Annotated in this window: 15 protein-coding genes and 1 pseudogene; 11 read left to right on the top strand and 5 right to left on the bottom strand. The window is 67.8% G+C overall.

Features of this window, described 5'->3' with window-relative positions; all coding sequences use genetic code 11:
- Positions 1-19: 19 nt before the first annotated feature.
- From B447_RS09910 to B447_RS09880, 7 genes are read left to right on the top strand one after another with little or no spacing between them, the layout of a single operon-like run.
- Entirely contained in the window at positions 20-379 is a 360-nt protein-coding gene (locus B447_RS09910) for a TIGR03745 family integrating conjugative element membrane protein (RefSeq protein WP_002939228.1), read from the top strand.
- Between the two features lie 13 nt (positions 380-392).
- Complete coding sequence (locus tag B447_RS09905; protein WP_002939225.1) at positions 393-815, top strand: TIGR03750 family conjugal transfer protein; 423 nt, start codon at positions 393-395, stop codon at positions 813-815.
- Positions 812-1507, top strand: a complete 696-nt coding sequence (locus B447_RS09900) for a PFL_4703 family integrating conjugative element protein (RefSeq protein ID WP_002939224.1) — start codon at positions 812-814, stop codon at positions 1505-1507. Before B447_RS09905 ends, B447_RS09900 begins: the two co-directional genes overlap by 4 nt.
- The gene (locus B447_RS09895; RefSeq protein WP_002939221.1) at positions 1504-2394 is read left to right on the top strand and encodes a TIGR03749 family integrating conjugative element protein; all 891 of its coding nucleotides are present in this window, start codon (positions 1504-1506) and stop codon (positions 2392-2394) included. The genes B447_RS09900 and B447_RS09895 overlap by 4 nt, the downstream gene beginning before the upstream one ends.
- Positions 2384-3796 carry a TIGR03752 family integrating conjugative element protein gene (locus tag B447_RS09890; protein WP_002939220.1) on the top strand — a complete coding sequence of 471 codons (1413 nt, stop codon included), beginning with the start codon at positions 2384-2386 and terminating at the stop codon, positions 3794-3796. Before B447_RS09895 ends, B447_RS09890 begins: the two co-directional genes overlap by 11 nt.
- Complete coding sequence (locus B447_RS09885; RefSeq protein WP_037982637.1) at positions 3777-4217, top strand: TIGR03751 family conjugal transfer lipoprotein; 441 nt, start codon at positions 3777-3779, stop codon at positions 4215-4217. Before B447_RS09890 ends, B447_RS09885 begins: the two co-directional genes overlap by 20 nt.
- Positions 4217-7753 (top strand): conjugative transfer ATPase, encoded by a 3537-nt coding sequence (locus B447_RS09880; protein WP_002939212.1) that lies wholly within the window; start codon positions 4217-4219, stop codon positions 7751-7753. Before B447_RS09885 ends, B447_RS09880 begins: the two co-directional genes overlap by 1 nt.
- Before the next feature lie 48 nt (positions 7754-7801).
- Here the strand turns inward: B447_RS09880 and B447_RS21800 are convergent, their stop codons facing one another.
- The 5 genes from B447_RS21800 to B447_RS09860 all read right to left on the bottom strand — a co-directional run bounded on the left by B447_RS21800 (position 7802) and on the right by B447_RS09860 (position 12351).
- Positions 7802-8218 carry a tyrosine-type recombinase/integrase gene (locus B447_RS21800; RefSeq protein ID WP_051018800.1) on the bottom strand — a complete coding sequence of 139 codons (417 nt, stop codon included), beginning with the start codon at positions 8216-8218 and terminating at the stop codon, positions 7802-7804.
- A gap of 4 nt (positions 8219-8222) precedes the next feature.
- Positions 8223-9107 (bottom strand): tyrosine-type recombinase/integrase, encoded by an 885-nt coding sequence (locus tag B447_RS09875; RefSeq protein ID WP_002939207.1) that lies wholly within the window; start codon positions 9105-9107, stop codon positions 8223-8225.
- A gap of 149 nt (positions 9108-9256) precedes the next feature.
- Complete coding sequence (gene fliE / locus B447_RS09870; RefSeq protein WP_002924091.1) at positions 9257-9580, bottom strand: flagellar hook-basal body complex protein FliE; 324 nt, start codon at positions 9578-9580, stop codon at positions 9257-9259.
- A 153-nt stretch (positions 9581-9733) separates the two neighbouring features.
- Positions 9734-11191, bottom strand: coding sequence for a sigma-54-dependent transcriptional regulator (locus B447_RS09865; protein ID WP_002939202.1), 1458 nt, complete (start codon positions 11189-11191; stop codon positions 9734-9736).
- Positions 11188-12351: a sensor histidine kinase gene (locus tag B447_RS09860; RefSeq protein WP_002924087.1), complete on the bottom strand. Its 1164-nt coding sequence runs from the start codon at positions 12349-12351 to the stop codon at positions 11188-11190. The genes B447_RS09865 and B447_RS09860 overlap by 4 nt, the downstream gene beginning before the upstream one ends.
- A gap of 218 nt (positions 12352-12569) precedes the next feature.
- Here B447_RS09860 and fliF point away from each other — a divergent pair, with 218 nt between their 5' ends.
- The 4 genes and pseudogenes from fliF to B447_RS09840 form a co-directional block, all read left to right on the top strand.
- Complete coding sequence (gene fliF, locus B447_RS09855; RefSeq protein ID WP_002924086.1) at positions 12570-14264, top strand: flagellar basal-body MS-ring/collar protein FliF; 1695 nt, start codon at positions 12570-12572, stop codon at positions 14262-14264.
- Entirely contained in the window at positions 14261-15262 is a 1002-nt protein-coding gene (gene fliG / locus B447_RS09850; RefSeq protein ID WP_002924085.1) for a flagellar motor switch protein FliG, read from the top strand. Before fliF ends, fliG begins: the two co-directional genes overlap by 4 nt.
- A gap of 33 nt (positions 15263-15295) precedes the next feature.
- Entirely contained in the window at positions 15296-16210 is a 915-nt protein-coding gene (locus B447_RS09845) for a flagellar assembly protein FliH (RefSeq protein ID WP_002939200.1), read from the top strand.
- Positions 16207-16578: pseudogene (locus B447_RS09840) on the top strand (flagellum-specific ATP synthase FliI); the annotation flags it as partial. The gene B447_RS09845 and the pseudogene B447_RS09840, both read left to right, overlap by 4 nt.

Genomic DNA, 16578 nt, shown 5'->3' with positions numbered 1-16578 from the left:
CACGAAAGGTTCGATCACCATGAAGCCCCATCCAATCTCCCGTCGCCTCACCACTTCCATCCTCGCGCCGTTGACCTTGCTGGGTCTGCCGCTGTCGGCGACGGCGCAGGGTCTGCCGACCATCGAGGACCCATCGCGTGGCACGGGCAGCGGCATCATGCAGACGCTGCAGAACTACGGCTACGACATCGTTCTGCTGATCGCACTGCTCGTGGTCGCCTCGATGTTCGTGGGCGTGTGCTACCACGCCTATACGCGCTACTCGGAGATCCACACCGGCCGCGCCACCTGGGGCCAGTTCGGACTGACGGTGGCCGTGGGGGCGATCCTGCTGGTGGTCGGCATCTGGCTGCTCACCAAGGCCACGGGCGTCCTGTAAGGGCCGGCTGGTGATGGCCGCTTCGACCGATACCGCACGCGACGGGCTGGTGACCTTCCTGCCGCACCGGCTGAACCGCCAGCCAGTCGTGGTGCGGGGCCTGACCGCCGACGAACTGTGGATCTGCGCCGGGTTGTCCGCCGTGGCGGGGTTCGTCGTCGGCGTGCCGCTGGCCTGGGCCACGCACAGCATCGCCATGGTGCCCACGGTGGTCGTGGCCGGTGTCGCGCTGGGTGTCTTTGCCGGCGGTGGTTTCCTGCGCCGCCAGAAGCGCGGCCGGCCCGACACCTGGCTGTACCGGCAACTGCAGTGGCGTCTGGCGCTGAGGCATCCGCTGATGGCGTCCTGGCTCGGGGAGCACGGCCTCATCACCCGCTCGGGCCATTGGACGACGCACAGGACCACCTGGCGCGCTCGCGGACGAGGTGCGACATGAGCCGCGTCAGGAACGAAGTCCTCCACCTGCAGGCGCACGTGCGCACCTTGCGCCTGGCCGCTGGCGCGCTGTTCGTGGTGGCGTTGCTGCTCGGTTTCGGGTGGTGGAGTGCGCCCAAGCAGCTCACCATCCATGTGCCGCCGGACCTGCGTTCCGGCAGCACCCGCAAGTGGTGGGACGTACCGCCCGAGAGCGTCTATACGTTCGCGTTCTACGTCTGGCAACAGGTGCAGCGCTGGCCCACGAACGGCGAGGAGGACTATGCGCGCAACCTGCACGCGCTGTCGGCCTACTTCACGCCCGCCTGCCAGGTCTTCCTGCGCCAGGACTACGAGCATCGTCGCCGCAGCGGCGAGCTGCGCCAGCGGGTGCGCGGCATCTACGAGATCCCGGGCCGCGGCTACGGCGACAACCCCACCGCGCGGGTGACGACGGTTTCGAGCCGCGACTGGGTCGTGACGCTCGACGTGAGCACCGACGAGTATCACGGGGGCGAACAGGTCAAGCGTGCGACGGTGCGCTATCCGCTGAAGGTGGTTCGCCAGGACGTCGATCCCCAGCGCAACCCCTTCGGCCTGGCGCTGGATTGCTATGCCGGCGCGCCGCAGCGCATCGAGGCGCCACCGCAGGAGCAATCGCCGGCCGCCACGCCCAGCGGGGGCACTGGTTTCCCGCATGGAGGCAATCCATGAAACGTCTCGTCCTCATCATCGCGGCCGGACTGCTGGTGGGCCTCGGCCCGGTGCCGTCCGGTCACGCCATCGAGATCCTGCGCTGGGAGCGCCTGCCGCTGGCCGTGCCGCTGGTGGTCGGCCAGGAACGCGTGGTCTTCGTCGACCGCAACGTGCGCGTCGGCCTGCCCGCGAGCCTGGGCGATCGCCTGCGCGTGCAGAGCGCGGGCGGCGCGATCTACCTGCGGGCAAGCGAGCCCATCGCACCGACGCGGCTGCAACTGCAGGACGTGGAATCCGGCGCCATCATGCTGCTCGACATCGCCGCCGAGGACGCGAGGAACGGCGAACCGCCGCTCGAGCCGGTGCGCATCGTCTCCATTGATGCGACCACCGGACACGGACGTGCCGCCGGCACGAACGAGCCGACCGAGGCCGCGCAGCCCGCCACACGCCGGCAGACGCCGGTACCCGTGATCCTGACCCGCTACGCGGCGCAGAACCTCTACGCGCCGCTGCGCACGGTCGAGCCCGTCGCCGGCATCGGGCGCGTGAACCTGCGACGCGACCTCGCCCTGGAGACGCTGCTGCCCGCGCTGCCGGTCCGGGCCCGCGCCATGGCGGCATGGCGGCTGGAGGACCAGTGGGTGACCGCAGTACGCCTGACCAATACCTCGTCCCGCTGGCTCGAACTCGATCCGCGAGCGCTGCAGGGCGACTTCGTGGCGGCGACGTTCCAACACCCTGACCTGGGGCCGGCGGGCGATTCGACCGACACCACGGTGGTCTATCTGGTCACCCGGAGCCGAGGCCTCGCCGAGTCGCTGCTGCCGACGCTGAGTCCGATCGATGCCGGCATGAACCTGCCGCCGGCCGCTGCGGCCGGGAGGGGCTCCCATGACAAGTAACCCGCTCCTGAAGTGGCTGCTGATCCCGATGGCGCTGCTGCTGGTGTTCGTCGGGGTCAAGTTGTTCTCCGGTGGCGACGCTGAGTCGGGCGCGCCGGATGCAACTGGCCATCTCACGCCCGAGGAGATGAAGGCGCTGGGCATCGCGGGCGACACGGCGCGCGATACCGTCGCCACGCTGGTAGCGCAGGTCAGGCAGCTGCGCACCGAGCTGCAGACCGCGCTGGGCGACAACCGCCAGCACAAGGCCGAGAACGAGCGCCTGCGCGCCCGCGAGGGGGCGATCGACCAGCGCATCCAGAGCGCCCTCGACGGCGAACGTCGCCGCCTGGAGCAGGAGCGCAGCCAGGCCGCCAGTGACCGGCAGCAGACGCAGGGGCTGATGCAGGAACTGCAGCGACGCCTGGACGGCCTGTCCGGCAAGGCCGAGTCCTCCGACCTGCCGATCGGCCTGGGTCTCGGCGAGAACGATGGCCTGCGGCTCGGCAAGGACGACATCCGCTGGATCGAACCGGACGATGCCGGGCACGACGGCAAGGGCGGCTCCTCCGGCACGCTGTTGCCCAGCTTCGCCAGCAGCTTCGGTCCGGCGGAGTCGGCGCCGCCGACGGCCACCGGCGGCGCTGGCGACAAGGCCGCACGAGCGGCGGGAAGCGCGACCCAGGCCGTCTATACCGTGCCCGCGAACGCCACGCTGATGGGCTCGGTCGCGATGACCGCGCTGATCGGCCGCGTCCCCATCGACGGGACGGTCAACGACCCGTATCCCTTCAAGGTGCTGATCGGTGCCGACAATCTCACCGCCAACGGCATCGAGATCCCCGACGTGGCCGGCGCCGTCGTCAGCGGCACGGCCTCGGGCGACTGGACGCTCTCGTGCGTGCGCGGGCAGATCCGCGCCATCACCTTCGTGTTCCACGACGGCACCATCCGCTCGGTGCCAGAGGACGACGGCAGCCGCAGCCGGCACGGCACCAGCCTGCAGGACGGCCTGGGCTGGATCAGTGACCCCTACGGCATCCCCTGCGTCTCCGGCGAGCGGCGCAGCAACGCCCAGCAGTACCTCGGCTCGCAGGCCCTGATCACCGCGGCCGGCGCAGGGGCGGCCTCGCTCATCCAGTCCGACAATGGCAGCGTGGCCGTGGTCTCCAACAGTAACGGTTCGCTGGGTACGGTCGGCATCAGCGGCAATGAGGCGATGGGCCGCATCCTCGCCGGCGGCGTGCGCGACATGGCCGACTGGGTGAACAAGCTCTACGGGCAGGCCTTCGCGGCGGTCTACGTGCAGCCCGGCGCCCGGGTGGCCGTACATCTGGAGCAGCCGATCGCCATCGACTACGACGCCAAGGGGCGTCGTGTGAACCACCAACTGGGTGAAACGCATGCGCTCGACCTGGATTGACCGGCCGATGGTCTTGCTTGTCGTCGTCGCCTCGATCGCCCTCGGCGGCTGCGCGACCCATTCGGAGAAGCTGCTGCCGCGTGGCGAGCGCACCATGCTCGATATCTGGCAGCACGAGACCGGGGGCGGCCCGGGCGGTCAGGCCGGTCGCCAGTTGCTCGATGCGCGCCAGAGCCTGCGCCGGCCGCTCACCGAGGCCGACGCGCGGGCGGCGCCCACCTTGAGAACGGCCTACACCCGCACTGCGGCCAACGAGATCCACCGCCAGTTCCACCGCCTGCCGAACCCCGACCTGGTGATGTACGTCTTCCCACACTTGGCCGGCACCGATCCGGTACCCGTACCCGGCTACAGCACGGTGTTTCCGCTCTACCAGCGGGTGCAGTATGCGATGCCCGGCGAGCGAGTGGAGGACTACTGATGGGCTGGAAGCTGCCGTGGCCGCGCAGCTCAGCTCGCGCACCGGAGCCAGCCGCCGTGGAGCCGGATGCCTGGGAGCGGCATGTAGCGGGCCTGGCCGCGCACGGCATCGATGCGCCAGGCGCCGCACTCGAACACGAACGACGCCGGCCGGCCACGCAGGCCGACCATGCCGCGCTCTACGACGTCGCCCCCTCCTTCGCCGACCTGCTTCCCTGGGTCGAGTACCTGCCCGGCTCGAAATGCGTGCTGCTGGAGGACGGCCAGTCGGTGGCGGCGTTCTTCGAGCTCCTGCCGATCGGCACCGAAGGGCGCGAGCTGGCCTGGCTGTGGCAGGCGCGCGATGCCCTGGAGAATGCGCTGCAGGATTCCTTCGATGAACTGGACGAGAACCCCTGGGTGATCCAGCTCTACGCGCAGGACGAGACCGACTGGGACCACTACCTGCGCACGCTGACGAGCTATCTGCATTCTCGCGCGCGGGGCAGCACGTTCAGCGCGTTCTACCTGCGCTCGATGTCCCACCACCTGCGTGCGATCGCCAAGCCGGGCGGCCTGTTCGAGGACACCACGGTGACGCGCCTGCCGTGGCGCGGCCAGACCCGGCGCGTGCGCATGATGGTCTACCGGCGCACCCCGGACGCTGCATCGATGCGGCACGGACAGTCCCCCGAGCAGGCATTGACGACGATCTGCGATCGCCTCGTCGGCGGTCTGGCCAATGCCGGGGTAAAGGCCAGGCGCATGGGCGCGGCCGACATCCACGACTGGCTGCTGCGCTGGTTCAACCCCGATCCGAGCATGCTTGGAACGGAGCCCGAGGATCGCGAGCACTTCTACGCGCTGACGCGCTACCCCGACGAACTGGACGATGGCGAGATCGAGCTGGCCAGCGGCACCGACTTCGCCCAGCGCCTGTTCTTCGGCCAGCCACGCTCGGACGTGGCGGCCGGTCTGTGGTTCTTCGACGGCATGCCGCACCGGGTCATCGTCGTGGATCGCCTGCGCATGCCGCCCACCACCGGCCACCTGACGGGCGAGACCCGCAAGGGTGGCGATGCGATGAACGCGCTGTTCGACCAGTTGCCCGAGGACACGGTGATGTGCCTGACGCTGGTCGTCACGCCGCAGGACGTGCTGGAGGCCCATCTCAACCACCTGGCGCGCAAGGCCGTGGGTGAGACCCTGGCCTCGGAGCAGGCCCGCCAGGACGTGCAGCAGGCGCGCGGCCTGATCGGCAGCGCGCACAAGCTGTACCGGGGGGCGCTGGCCTTCTACCAGCGCGGGCACGATCGGGCGCAGCTCGATGCCCGCGGCCTGCAGCTCACGAACGTTCTGCTCAACGCCGGCCTGCAGCCGGTGCGCGAAGAAGACGAGGTGGCGCCACTCAACACCTACCTGCGCTGGTTGCCCTGCGTGTTCGATCCGGCCGCCGACAGGCGCCAGTGGTACACGCAGCTCATGTTCGCGCAGCACGCGGCGAACCTCGCGCCGGTATGGGGCCGCAGCCAGGGCACCGGGCACCCCGGCATCACCTTCTTCAACCGGGGCGGCGGCACGATCACCTTCGACCCGCTGAACCGGCTCGACCGGCAGATGAATGCCCACCTGTTCCTGTTCGGCCCGACCGGATCGGGCAAGTCGGCCACGCTCAACAACATCCTCAACCAGGTCACGGCGATCTATCGGCCCCGCCTCTTCATCGTCGAGGCCGGCAACAGCTTCGGCCTGTTCGGCGACTTCGCTGGGCGGCTGGGCCTGTCCGTTCACCGCGTGCGGCTCGCCCCGGGTGCGGGCGTCAGCCTGGCGCCGTTCGCCGATGCCTGGCGCCTGGTCGATACGCCGAGCCAGGTGCAGACACTGGATGCCGACGCGCTCGACGAGGACCTCGCCAAGGCCGGCGCGACCGGGGGCGACGATCAGCGCGACGTGCTGGGCGAGTTGGAGATCACCGCGCGGCTGATGATCACCGGCGGCGAGGACAAGGAGGAAGCGCGCATGACGCGCGCCGACCGCAGCCTGATCCGCCAGTGCATCCTCGAGGCCGCTCGGCGCTGCCACTGCGAAGGTGGCGAGAAGCGCACGGTGCTGACCCGCGACGTGCGCGATGCGCTGCGCGAGCGCGGGCACGATCCCAACCTGCCGGAAGCCAGGCGCGGGCGGTTGCTGGAGATGGCCGACGCGATGGACATGTTCTGCCAGGGCGCCGACGGCGAGATGTTCGACCGGCCCGGCACGCCCTGGCCCGAGGCTGACATCACCATCGTGGACCTGGCGACCTTCGCGCGCGAGGGTTACAACGCCCAGCTCTCGATCGCCTACATCTCGCTGATCAACACCGTCAACAACATCGCCGAGCGCGACCAGTTCCTCGGGCGGCCGATCATCAACGTGACCGACGAGGGGCACATCATCACCAGGAACCCGCTGCTCGCGCCCTACGTGGTCAAGATCACCAAGATGTGGCGCAAGTTGGGCGCCTGGTACTGGCTCGCGACACAGAACATCGACGACCTGCCGAAGGCGGCCGAGCCGATGCTCAACATGATCGAGTGGTGGATCTGCCTCTCCATGCCGCCCGACGAGGTGGAGAATATCGCGCGCTTCCGCGAACTGTCGCCGGCACAGAAGGCGCTGATGCTGTCCGCCCGCAAGGAAGCGGGCAAGTTCAGCGAGGGTGTGATCCTTTCGAAGTCGATGGAGGTACTGTTCCGCGCCGTGCCGCCGAGCCTGTATCTGGCGCTCGCACAAACGGAGCCCGAGGAGAAAGCGGAGCGCTACCAGCTCATGCGCCGGTACGGCATCGGCGAACTGGAGGCGGCCTTCATGGTGGCCGAACAGATCGACCGGGCGCGCGGCATCGCGCCGTCCGCATCGACGCTGCCACCGCGGGACCTGATCGCCTCCGGCGAAGCCGAAGGCAAATCCGTACCCGAATCCACCGAAATGCCTGCCGCAGCATGCGTTGAGCTTTCGCTGTCCGAAACCAACCTTGGTCGCCAAATCGAGGGCTTGCTGACTGGCTTGTACGATGTCGGCTTGGCGACGTCATGCGAGGCGAGCAGCGGATTGACTGCCAAGCCCGTCTGGCGGGAACCGCTTGCGCTCGCAGTGCCGGCGCGCTCTCCCCTCCTCGCCTACACGCACGTCCCGTTGCCCGAGGCGAGGCGCTACCCGATGGTGCTATGGGATCCGACTGCCTGCGCGGGCATCCATCTGCAAGTCGATCGCATCCTTCACGACGTGACCGACGCCCCAATCGTGGCCGAGCGCGTCGCGTCCTCGGCCTTGATGATGACGCTCGTGGCTGCGGGCTACGGCACCGGCTTGGCGCCGACCGCACAGATCGTGGCCTATCGCCCACTCGGCGTGTTGATGCGACCACTGGCCGGGCTGTCGCCGCAGTTGATCACCTACCTGCTGCGGCCGAAAGCAGAAGCCAACGACAGCTTGTCTCGGTTCGCCCAGCGCGCCATACGCGTGGGCTCGACACATCTGGGCAATCTGGTCGGGGAGCCATCACCGGATCCGGCCTAGACCCACTCGCTGCGGTACCGTCACCATGCGTACCGGCCTGCGTTTCCCTCAGGGCGCCGGGCGCGGTTCACGTCGCGTTGCAGACCGGGCGGCAGCCACCTTTTCGTCACACAGATCCGCCCAGTCCTGCCACAAGGCCCGCAACTCGTCGCCGAACCGGGCGCGGTTGTAGGCGGCCCGTACACGATCCCCTTCCTTGTGAGCAAGTGCCACCTCGATCACATCCGGCCGGTACTTGCCCGACTCGCTTGCCCATGTGGAAGCCATGGCGCGCAGGCCATGCACTTCCATTACATCGGCGAACCCCCAGCGCTTGCGCCAGTTGGTCAGGGTCATTCGATGCATCGGCTGCGACGGATGCCGGCGGTTTGGAAATACCGGGCCGGCCGCCTTCGGCCTCAACCCACGAAGCAGCGTGACGGCCTGCCGGCTCAGGAAGACGCGATGCGCCTCCCTGCCCTTCATGCGCTCAGCTGGGATGACCCACGTCCCGGTCTCCAGGTCGAACTCTTCCCAACGCGCCGATGACCTCGGACGTACGGCACCAGGTCAGCACCAGCAGTCGCAGCGCCGCCTTGGTCGTCGGATCGGTCTCTGGCGCATCGTCCAGGGTCTTCAGAAACTCACCCAGGTGATTGAGCGGCAGCGCCTTGCGCGGCACCTCGGACCGCTTCGTCGCATTCACCAGCACGCGAGCGCGCGGCGTCGGGTTCGCATCAACCAGTTCCGCATCTTCGGCGTATTCGAAGATCTGCCGGATGTAACCGCGACAGTGGCGCGCGGTCACTGGCGACACCTGGTCAAGCTCGGTGAGCATCGAGTGCAGCTCTTTTCGTGTGATGGAGCCTATCGACTTTGCTCCGATCGTCTGCATGACGTGCTTGTCGAGCATGGCACGACGGTGTTCCACGGTCCGCGGAGCAAGGTTCGTTGCGGTCGCCTGCTGCCACTTCTCGGCGATTGCTCGGAAGGTGTGCTCATCGAAGGCTTGGGCCTCTTCCGCCCGGCGCCTGGCTTCCTGCTCCGCGTAGCTCAGTGGGTGAATGCCGCGCGCCACGAGCCAGCGCGCCGCACGATGGGCGATGCGGGCATGCTCAAGAGAGACATCGGGATAGGCGCCGACCGTGAGGATCTGCTCCTTGCCCCCAAGGCGGTAGCGGTAGCGCCAGACCTTCGCACCCGTCGGCGGGATGTAGAGGGTGAGCCCTCCACCGTCGGCGCACTTGGTGGGTGTCGTGCCCGGCTTCGTGGCGCGCACCCGTGCGGCGCTCAACGCGCAGGTGAAGTCGTCCGAGGTCAGCCGGTTCTCTTCGGACAGGTCGAGCAAGATGGCCAGCGGAGTGTGTGCGGACATGGCGGAATCTCTTCCGTTCTTTACCCACACGAGGACCGGAATGCAATGGACGAACAAAAACGCCCCTGGACAGACCCAAGGGCGTAATTCTTTGTTTTTCAGCTAATTACCGCGAAACACTGGACATCCATGGCTCTCGCTGGACGCCCTCAGACCGGCATGTTCATGATGTCCTGGTAAGCCGTGACCAAGCGGTTGCGCACCTGCACCATCTGCTGGAAGGACAGACTCGCCTTCTGCAGGTTGACCATGACGTCCTGGAGATTGACGTTCGGGTCGCCGGCCGAGAAGTTCTGCGCCATTGCCCTGGCCTCGCCCTGGGCCGCACTGACGTCCTTGAGCGCGTTTCCCAGCACGTCGGCAAAGTTCACGCCACCGGCCGGCGCATCGGCGGGCGATACGGCCTTGCCTTGTGCAGCCTGCGACACCGAGCGCAGTTCGCTCAGCATCTGGTCGATTCCACGGGTATCCATGTGCGTTCCCCAGCCTCAGGGTGTTCGGTGACGTCAGTGTAGCAGAGCAAACGGCATGCCACCGGCTACGATGGCAGCGGCCACGGAGTCGCCTCGGCTCGCTTCAGGCCCTGCAAGCCCCTTGGTCATCCTGTCGACACCCGACAATCAGGCTCAGCAGTCATACCCTTCGGTACGGTACTGCTGCAGCTTGTAGCGCAGGGTGCGCTCCGAAATGCCAAGTTTTTCAACGGTTTTCTTGCGCGAGCCACCCAATTCGCGCAAGGTCGAGAGGATATGTTCGCGCTCCAGATCCTTCATGTTGGCAGGACGCTGGGGCCCGGCCCCGGCAACTGCAAATGCAGGAAGCAGGCCAGCATCTGCAGCTGCCGGCGCGGCCCGCAAGGGCGCCTGGGCCGGCGGCGTCGGGAAGATGGGCGCAATTGCCGACATCGAAGCGGCAGATATTGCCGACACAGCGGCAACATCTGCCGCTCCCGGGTTCCAGTGCGGCAGGCATAGCCTCACCGTTTCCGCACTCACCTCATCCCCTGTGGTGAGGATGAGCACGCGGTGCATCGTATTCTCGAGCTCGCGGACATTACCGGGCCAGCCGTATCGCGGCAGCAAGGCCTCGGCCTCGGGCGAGAACCGCACCAGGCGCTTCAGACGGGCCGCATGGCGTGCAAGGAAGTGGCGTGCGAGCGGAACGATGTCGCCCGGGCGCTCGCGCAGCGCAGGAATCGCAATCGGGAATACGTTGAGACGGTAATAGAGGTCTTCGCGGAAACGCCCGGCAGCGACCTCCGCAGGCATGTTGCGGTTGCTGGTAGCCAGCACGCGGATGTCGAGTTCCACCGGTTTCTTGCCGCCCACGCGCTCGACCTCGCGCTCCTGCAGCACGCGCAACAGCTTGGCCTGCAAGCCCAGTGGCATCTCGGAGATCTCATCGAGCAGGATGGTGCCACCCTGTGCCTGCTCGAACTTGCCCGGCTGGGCGGACTGCGCACCGGTGAACGCGCCCTTCTCGTAGCCGAACAGCGTCGCCTCCAGCAGGTTCTCGGGAATGGCCGCGCAGTTGATGGCGATGAAGGCCTTGCCGGCGCGCGGCGAATGCTCATGGATGTAGCGCGCAAACACCTCCTTGCCGGTCCCCGATTCGCCCGAGAGCATGACCGTAGCGTCGGTCTCGGCGACACGCGCGGCGAGCGCGAGCAGGTTGCGCGTGTGCGGATCCTCGGCGACGGTATCCTCCGCATCGGGCTGCACGGCGGCATAGCGGCGCACGTTCTCGAGCAGCACCTCGGGCTCGAAAGGCTTCATGAGGAAATCGCAGGCGCCGCCGCGCATCGCCGCCACCGCTTTGTCCACGTCGCCGTAGGCAGTCATCAGCAGCACTGGCAGTTGCGGCCAGCGCGCGCGGATCTCATGCAGCAGCTGCAGGCCGTCCATGGGCTGCATGCGCAGATCGGTGACCACGAGGTTGAAATGCCCCTCTTCCAGTGCGGCCAGGGCAGCGGGCCCACCGTCGGCGCCGACGACGCCGTGGTGGGCCATCTCCAGGGTGAAACAGACCGCATCGCGCAGCGCAGCGTCGTCCTCGACGACAAGGATGTTCAGGGTGTCGATCATGTGGGTTCGTCCCCATTCGAAGCGGAGGCCGTGACCAGTGGCACGGTCAGCGTGAATTCGGCGCCCTGCCCAGGGCTGGACCGCAGCGTGATGTCGCCGCCATGGGCGCGCGCAACACCGCGCGCGATCGCCAGCCCAAGGCCCGTGCCCTCGGCGCGTGTCGTGAAGAAGGGCTCGAAGAGACGCTCCTGGAGCTCGGGTGCGACGCCTGCGCCGCCGTCGCGTACGGTGAAGCGCACTGCGGCGCAGCCGATGCCGGACTCTGCCGCGTCGACCTCGACCGCAGCGAAAGCAAGCTGCCCCCCCTGCGGGCAAGCCTGGATGCCATTCTCCAGCAGATTGGTGAGCGCCCCACCCAAGGCCTTGCGGTCGCCCAGCACACGGGCCTGAGGGCAGGCACACGCGCTTTCGAAGCGAAGCTGGCGTGCGCGCGCCAGTGGTTCGAGCGTATGCGTGAGCTCGGTCACCAGTTCGCACACTTCGAAGCGGTGGCGCCCCGTGCTGTCGCCACGGGCGAACAGCAGCATGTCGCGAATCAGGCGCTCAAGGTAACGCAGTCGCTCGAGCGCGCGATCCGCCACATTGATGCGCTGCACCGGATCGAGCTCGGTCTGGCGCAGATTACCCGTGTAGAGCAAGGCGGCGGCCAGCGGTGTGCGCAGTTGGTGCGCCAGGCCGGCGACCATCTCGCCCATCGCCGCGAGACGTTCGTTACGCTCGGCGGTCAGGCGCATGCGGAAGGTATCGGTGATGTCATGTAGCAACACGATGCGCTCCTCGCCCGACTCCAGCTCAGCCTCGGTCATCGCGACGCGGCGCGCTTCGGCTCCGGGGTCGATGCGCGCCCCGCGCAGCAGGTACTCGCCGGGTGTCTCGGTTTCCTCCAGCGCTCGCAAGGCCTCATCCCGCCCGCTACCGGCAAGATCACGACCAAACAGCTCACCAGCCGCACGGTTGGCCTGAACGATGCGCCCCATCCGATCGAGCACGAGAACGCCCGCTGGCAGCGCCCCCATCAATACGGAGAGGCGCTCCGTGAGCTGCCCCACCTGCTCCTGCAGCGCCGCATAGGCCGAGGACAGCTCCTCCGATGCGCGACTGAAGAGCGCGAAGGCTTCGGCAAGCTGGGCGGCGTCGAGTGCAGGTGCAGGCGCCGCCATGCCGCCTGCCGGCGCAGTACTTGCTGCGGCATCGGATGGTGCGATCTGGGCGGGAGTGTGCGCGGAATCCGTTTTCACGAGATGCACTGTAGCGGGGGAGAGCGCTATCTTAGCCGGCAAACAGGCGGCAAAAAATGCCGCTTATCGAATCACGGGACTTGCAGCGGCAGGCGGACAATGCCGCCATCGGAAGAAGCGCACGCGACAGGACAGCCACCATGGCCGCAGCAGACAATACCGCAGAGCTCCCACCAGGCACCGCACCCGCAGCAGCGGATTCCCGGCTGCAGCAGGCAATGCAGAACATCAACGCGCTGTCGCAACGGCAGAAGCTGGCCGCCGCCGCTGCGATCGCGCTTGCAATCGCGCTCGTGGTGGGCGTGCTGCTATGGAACCGGGCGCCCGACTACGCCGTACTTTTCTCCAACCTCGATGAGCGCGACGGTGGCCAGATCATCACCGCCCTGCAGCAGCAGAACGTGCCCTACCGCATGTCGGCCAACGGCAGCGCGATCCTCGTTCCGCAGGCGCAGGTTCACGAGACACGGCTGCGCCTGGCAGCCGAAGGCTTGCCCAAGGGCGGGCTGGCAGGCTTCGAACTGATGGACGGCCAGAAGCTGGGCATCTCGCAGTTCAATGAGCAGGTCAATTTCCAGCGCGCGCTCGAAGGCGAGTTGTCGCGCACCGTGCAGTCGATCGATGCGGTCGCGGGTGCCCGGGTCCACCTGGCAATGCCCAAGCAGACCTCCTTCCTGCGCGACGAACAGCGCCCGACCGCCTCGGTGATGGTCAACATGCGTCCGGGCCGGGTTCTGAGCCAGAACCAGGTCGCCGGCATCGTGCATCTGGTGTCGTCGAGCGTGCCGCGCATGACCGCCGATGGCGTCAAGATCATCGACCAGAATGGCAGCCTGCTCACCGAGCAGGCCGATCCGCTCATGAATGCAGGGCTCAATGCGCGCCAGCTCGAATACGTGCGGGCGATGGAGAAGGCCTTCATCGAGCGCATCGAGAACATCCTGATTCCCATGGTGGGCAAGGACAACTTCCGCGCCCAGGTCGCCGCCGACGTCGACTTCAACCAGGTCGAACAGACTGCAGAGACCTTCAAGCCCAACCCCTCCCCCGACCAGGCCATCCGCAGCCAGCAGACGAGCGAGTCGATCAACCCGCTGCAGGGGCCGCAAGGCGTGCCCGGCGCGCTCACCAACCAGCCCCCGGTGCCGGCCACGGCGCCCCTCACCGCCCCGCCGGTCGCGGGTGGCCCGGGCGGCATCGGCGCGGCAAACGTCAGCAGCAACCGCAGCGCGGTGCTCAACTACGAACTCGACCGCAACATCCAGCACATCAGGCAGGCGGTAGGACAGGTCAAACGCCTGTCGGTGGCCGTCGTCGTCAACAACCGCAACGTCCCGGGCACAGACGGTACGCCGACGAGCGTCCCGCTCACCGATGAAGAGATCGCCCGCATCACCAACCTGGTGCGCGAGGCGGTCGGCTACAACGCCGATCGCGGCGACAGCATCAACGTGGCCAACAGCCCCTTTGCCGACGATGGGGCCGAGCCCGCCTTGCCGCTGTGGAAGGATCCGGAGATCATCGAGCTCGGCAAGGAAGGCCTGAACTGGCTGCTCGTGCTGCTGGTGGTGCTGCTCGCCTACTTCGGCGTGATCCGCCCCCTGCTGCGCACCGTGCTGCCGCCACCGCCGGCACCCGAGTCCGCCGCAGGCGAGGAAGGAGAGGCGGCCCTCGGCGAGGACGAGGAAGGCGTGCGGGTCACGCTGTCGGGCGAAGCCGAAGAGACCTTCGAGGAGCGTCTCGAGCGCATCCGCCAGCTCGCCCGCGACGACCCGAAGACCATGGCCAATCTGCTCAAGAGCTGGATGGGCACGAATGAGGAGGCGCGCAAGTGACCACGCCTGAAGAAGGCCTAGAGAAGGCCGCCATGCTGCTGCTCACCCTCGGCCCTGATGCAGCCGCAGAAGTGCTGCGCCAGCTCGGCCCGCGCGAGGTGCAGAAGCTCAGCCTGAAGATGGCCGAAATGCCCGGCCACACGCGCGAACGCGTGCTCCCCCTGCTCGACGAGGTGGACGCGCACTTCGGCAAGGGCGCGATGATCCAGCCCGACGAAGCCCAGTTGCGCGAGATGCTTACCAAGGCGCTCGGCGACGAACGCGCCGGACATCTCCTCGCACGCATGATGAGCGGCTCGGACACGGCGGGCATCGAAAGCCTGAAATGGATGGACGCAGCGACAGCCGCCGACCTGATCAAGAACGAGCACCCGCAGATCATCGCCACCATCCTCGTTCACCTGGAGTACGACCAGGCGGGTGAGATCCTCAAGCACTTCAACGACCGCCTGCGCAACGACGTGGTGCTGCGCATCGCCACCCTCGACGGTGTGCAACCCTCGGCGCTCAAGGAGCTCAACGATGCGCTGACGCGAATGCTTTCGGGCGCGTCCAGCGTCAAGAAGGCGGCAATGGGCGGCATACGCCATGCGGCCGAGATCCTCAACTTCGTCGGATCGACGCACGAGACGGCGGTCATCGACAACGTTCGCGAATACGACCCGGACCTGGCACAGAAGATTCTCGACGAGATGTTCGTATTCGAGAACCTGCTCGACATCGACGACCGCGGCATCCAGACCCTGCTGCGCGAAGTCCAGTCCGACTCGCTCATCATCGCGCTCAAGGGGGCACAGCCTGACCTGCGCGAAAAGGTCTTCAAGAACATGTCGAGCCGAGCGGCCGAGATGCTGCGCGAAGACCTCGAAACCCGCGGCCCGGTGCGCTTGTCCGAGGTCGAGGCCGAGCAGAAGGAGATCCTCAAGATCGTCCGCCGCCTGGCCGAGGAAGGCCAGATCATGCTCGGCGGCAAGGGCGGAGACGATGGCTTCGTCTGATCCGCGCACGAGCGCTGAGCCCCGGGAAGCGGCATGAGCATCTCCCGCCACCAGGCCGTTGGCGCCTACAGGCGCTGGACGCCCGCCGACTTCGACGCCAAGGCCGATGGCGCCAGGGGCGATGACGCCGAGGCGCAGGCCGCCAGCGCACTCGACGCCCCTGCGCCCCCGCCGCCTCCACCGTCGCCGGCCGCCGCACCAGAAGTGCCGCAACTGCCGCCGGACTTCCGCCTGCCCACGGCGGAGGAGATCGAGCGCATGCACGAGGAAGTACGCCGGGCCGGCTTCGAGGAGGGCCGGCGAGAAGGTTTGGCCGAAGGCCTGGAGGCCGGACGCAGGCAGGGCTACGAGGAAGGCCACGCACTGGCAGCGGCGGAAGCGGCCCGGGTCGCACAGCTGGTGGCCGGGCTCGAGGACGCCATGCAGACCCTCGATGCCGAGGTCGCCGAAGAGGTCATGGCGCTCGCCATCGAAATGGCGCGGCGTATCGTCCGGGTCACCCTCGAACACCACCCCGAAAGCATACTCGACACCGTCCGCGAAGCCTTGCTCCAACTGCCCCAGGGACATGCGCAGATCCATCTCCACCCCGAGGACCTGGATCTCGTGCGCAGGAATGCAGGCGACCAGTTCGCGCACGGCGGACACCGCCTGCACGAGGACCTGCGCCTTCAGCGCGGAGAATGTCGTGTCGAAGGCCAGGGCACGCTGGTGGACGCGACCCTGCAGACACGCTGGCGGCGTGTGCTCGAGTCGATAGGCCACGAGAAAGCGGCGTGGGCAACGACAGACACCGCCGGGCTGGCAGCAGACGACGCGGACGGGGCACCGCAGCCCCCCCTTCAGCCCGAGCCCGACGACGGCAACTCGACCGCCCTTCCCCCGCCGGATGACGACGACGGGGTGCAACGACCGCGCGCAACTGGCACGGAGTCACCCGGCGCATGAACCCGCACACAGCCCTGTGGCGCAGCTTCCTCGCCGACGGTCGTCGCCTGGTGGAAGACTGCAGCCCGCTCGAGACATCCGGCCGTCTCACGCGCATCAACGGCCTGGTCATGGAGGCCGCCGGCATCAAGCTGCCGCTGGGCGCCGGTTGCCGCATCCTGGTACCGGGAGGCGGTTCGGTCGACGCAGAGGTCGTGGGGTTCAACGGCGACAAGTTGTACATGATGCCGACCGACGACGTCTTCGGTCTCGCTCCGGGGGCGAGGGTACTGCCGATCGAGGTCGGCGTACCGCGCCTCGTGCCCGGGCGGCGCATCGGGCCGCGCCGGCGCGCCGCCGACCGCGCCAAGCACCTGCCAGTCGGCGAC

The sequence above is a fragment of the Thauera sp. 27 genome (assembly GCF_000310125.2).
In the GTDB taxonomy this organism is placed as follows: domain Bacteria; phylum Pseudomonadota; class Gammaproteobacteria; order Burkholderiales; family Rhodocyclaceae; genus Thauera; species Thauera mechernichensis.
This window is presented reverse-complemented; position numbering and strand designations above follow the sequence as displayed.

Coding starts and splice junctions, on each gene's coding strand:
- B447_RS09910 (WP_002939228.1), top strand. CDS start 20: ATGAAGCCCCATCCAATCTCCCGTCGCCTCACCACTTCCATCCTCGCG.
- B447_RS09905 (WP_002939225.1), top strand. CDS start 393: ATGGCCGCTTCGACCGATACCGCACGCGACGGGCTGGTGACCTTCCTG.
- B447_RS09900 (WP_002939224.1), top strand. CDS start 812: ATGAGCCGCGTCAGGAACGAAGTCCTCCACCTGCAGGCGCACGTGCGC.
- B447_RS09895 (WP_002939221.1), top strand. CDS start 1,504: ATGAAACGTCTCGTCCTCATCATCGCGGCCGGACTGCTGGTGGGCCTC.
- B447_RS09890 (WP_002939220.1), top strand. CDS start 2,384: ATGACAAGTAACCCGCTCCTGAAGTGGCTGCTGATCCCGATGGCGCTG.
- B447_RS09885 (WP_037982637.1), top strand. CDS start 3,777: ATGCGCTCGACCTGGATTGACCGGCCGATGGTCTTGCTTGTCGTCGTC.
- B447_RS09880 (WP_002939212.1), top strand. CDS start 4,217: ATGGGCTGGAAGCTGCCGTGGCCGCGCAGCTCAGCTCGCGCACCGGAG.
- B447_RS21800 (WP_051018800.1), bottom strand. CDS start 8,218: ATGAAGGGCAGGGAGGCGCATCGCGTCTTCCTGAGCCGGCAGGCCGTC.
- B447_RS09875 (WP_002939207.1), bottom strand. CDS start 9,107: ATGTCCGCACACACTCCGCTGGCCATCTTGCTCGACCTGTCCGAAGAG.
- fliE (WP_002924091.1), bottom strand. CDS start 9,580: ATGGATACCCGTGGAATCGACCAGATGCTGAGCGAACTGCGCTCGGTG.
- B447_RS09865 (WP_002939202.1), bottom strand. CDS start 11,191: ATGATCGACACCCTGAACATCCTTGTCGTCGAGGACGACGCTGCGCTG.
- B447_RS09860 (WP_002924087.1), bottom strand. CDS start 12,351: ATGGCGGCGCCTGCACCTGCACTCGACGCCGCCCAGCTTGCCGAAGCC.
- fliF (WP_002924086.1), top strand. CDS start 12,570: ATGGCCGCAGCAGACAATACCGCAGAGCTCCCACCAGGCACCGCACCC.
- B447_RS09845 (WP_002939200.1), top strand. CDS start 15,296: ATGAGCATCTCCCGCCACCAGGCCGTTGGCGCCTACAGGCGCTGGACG.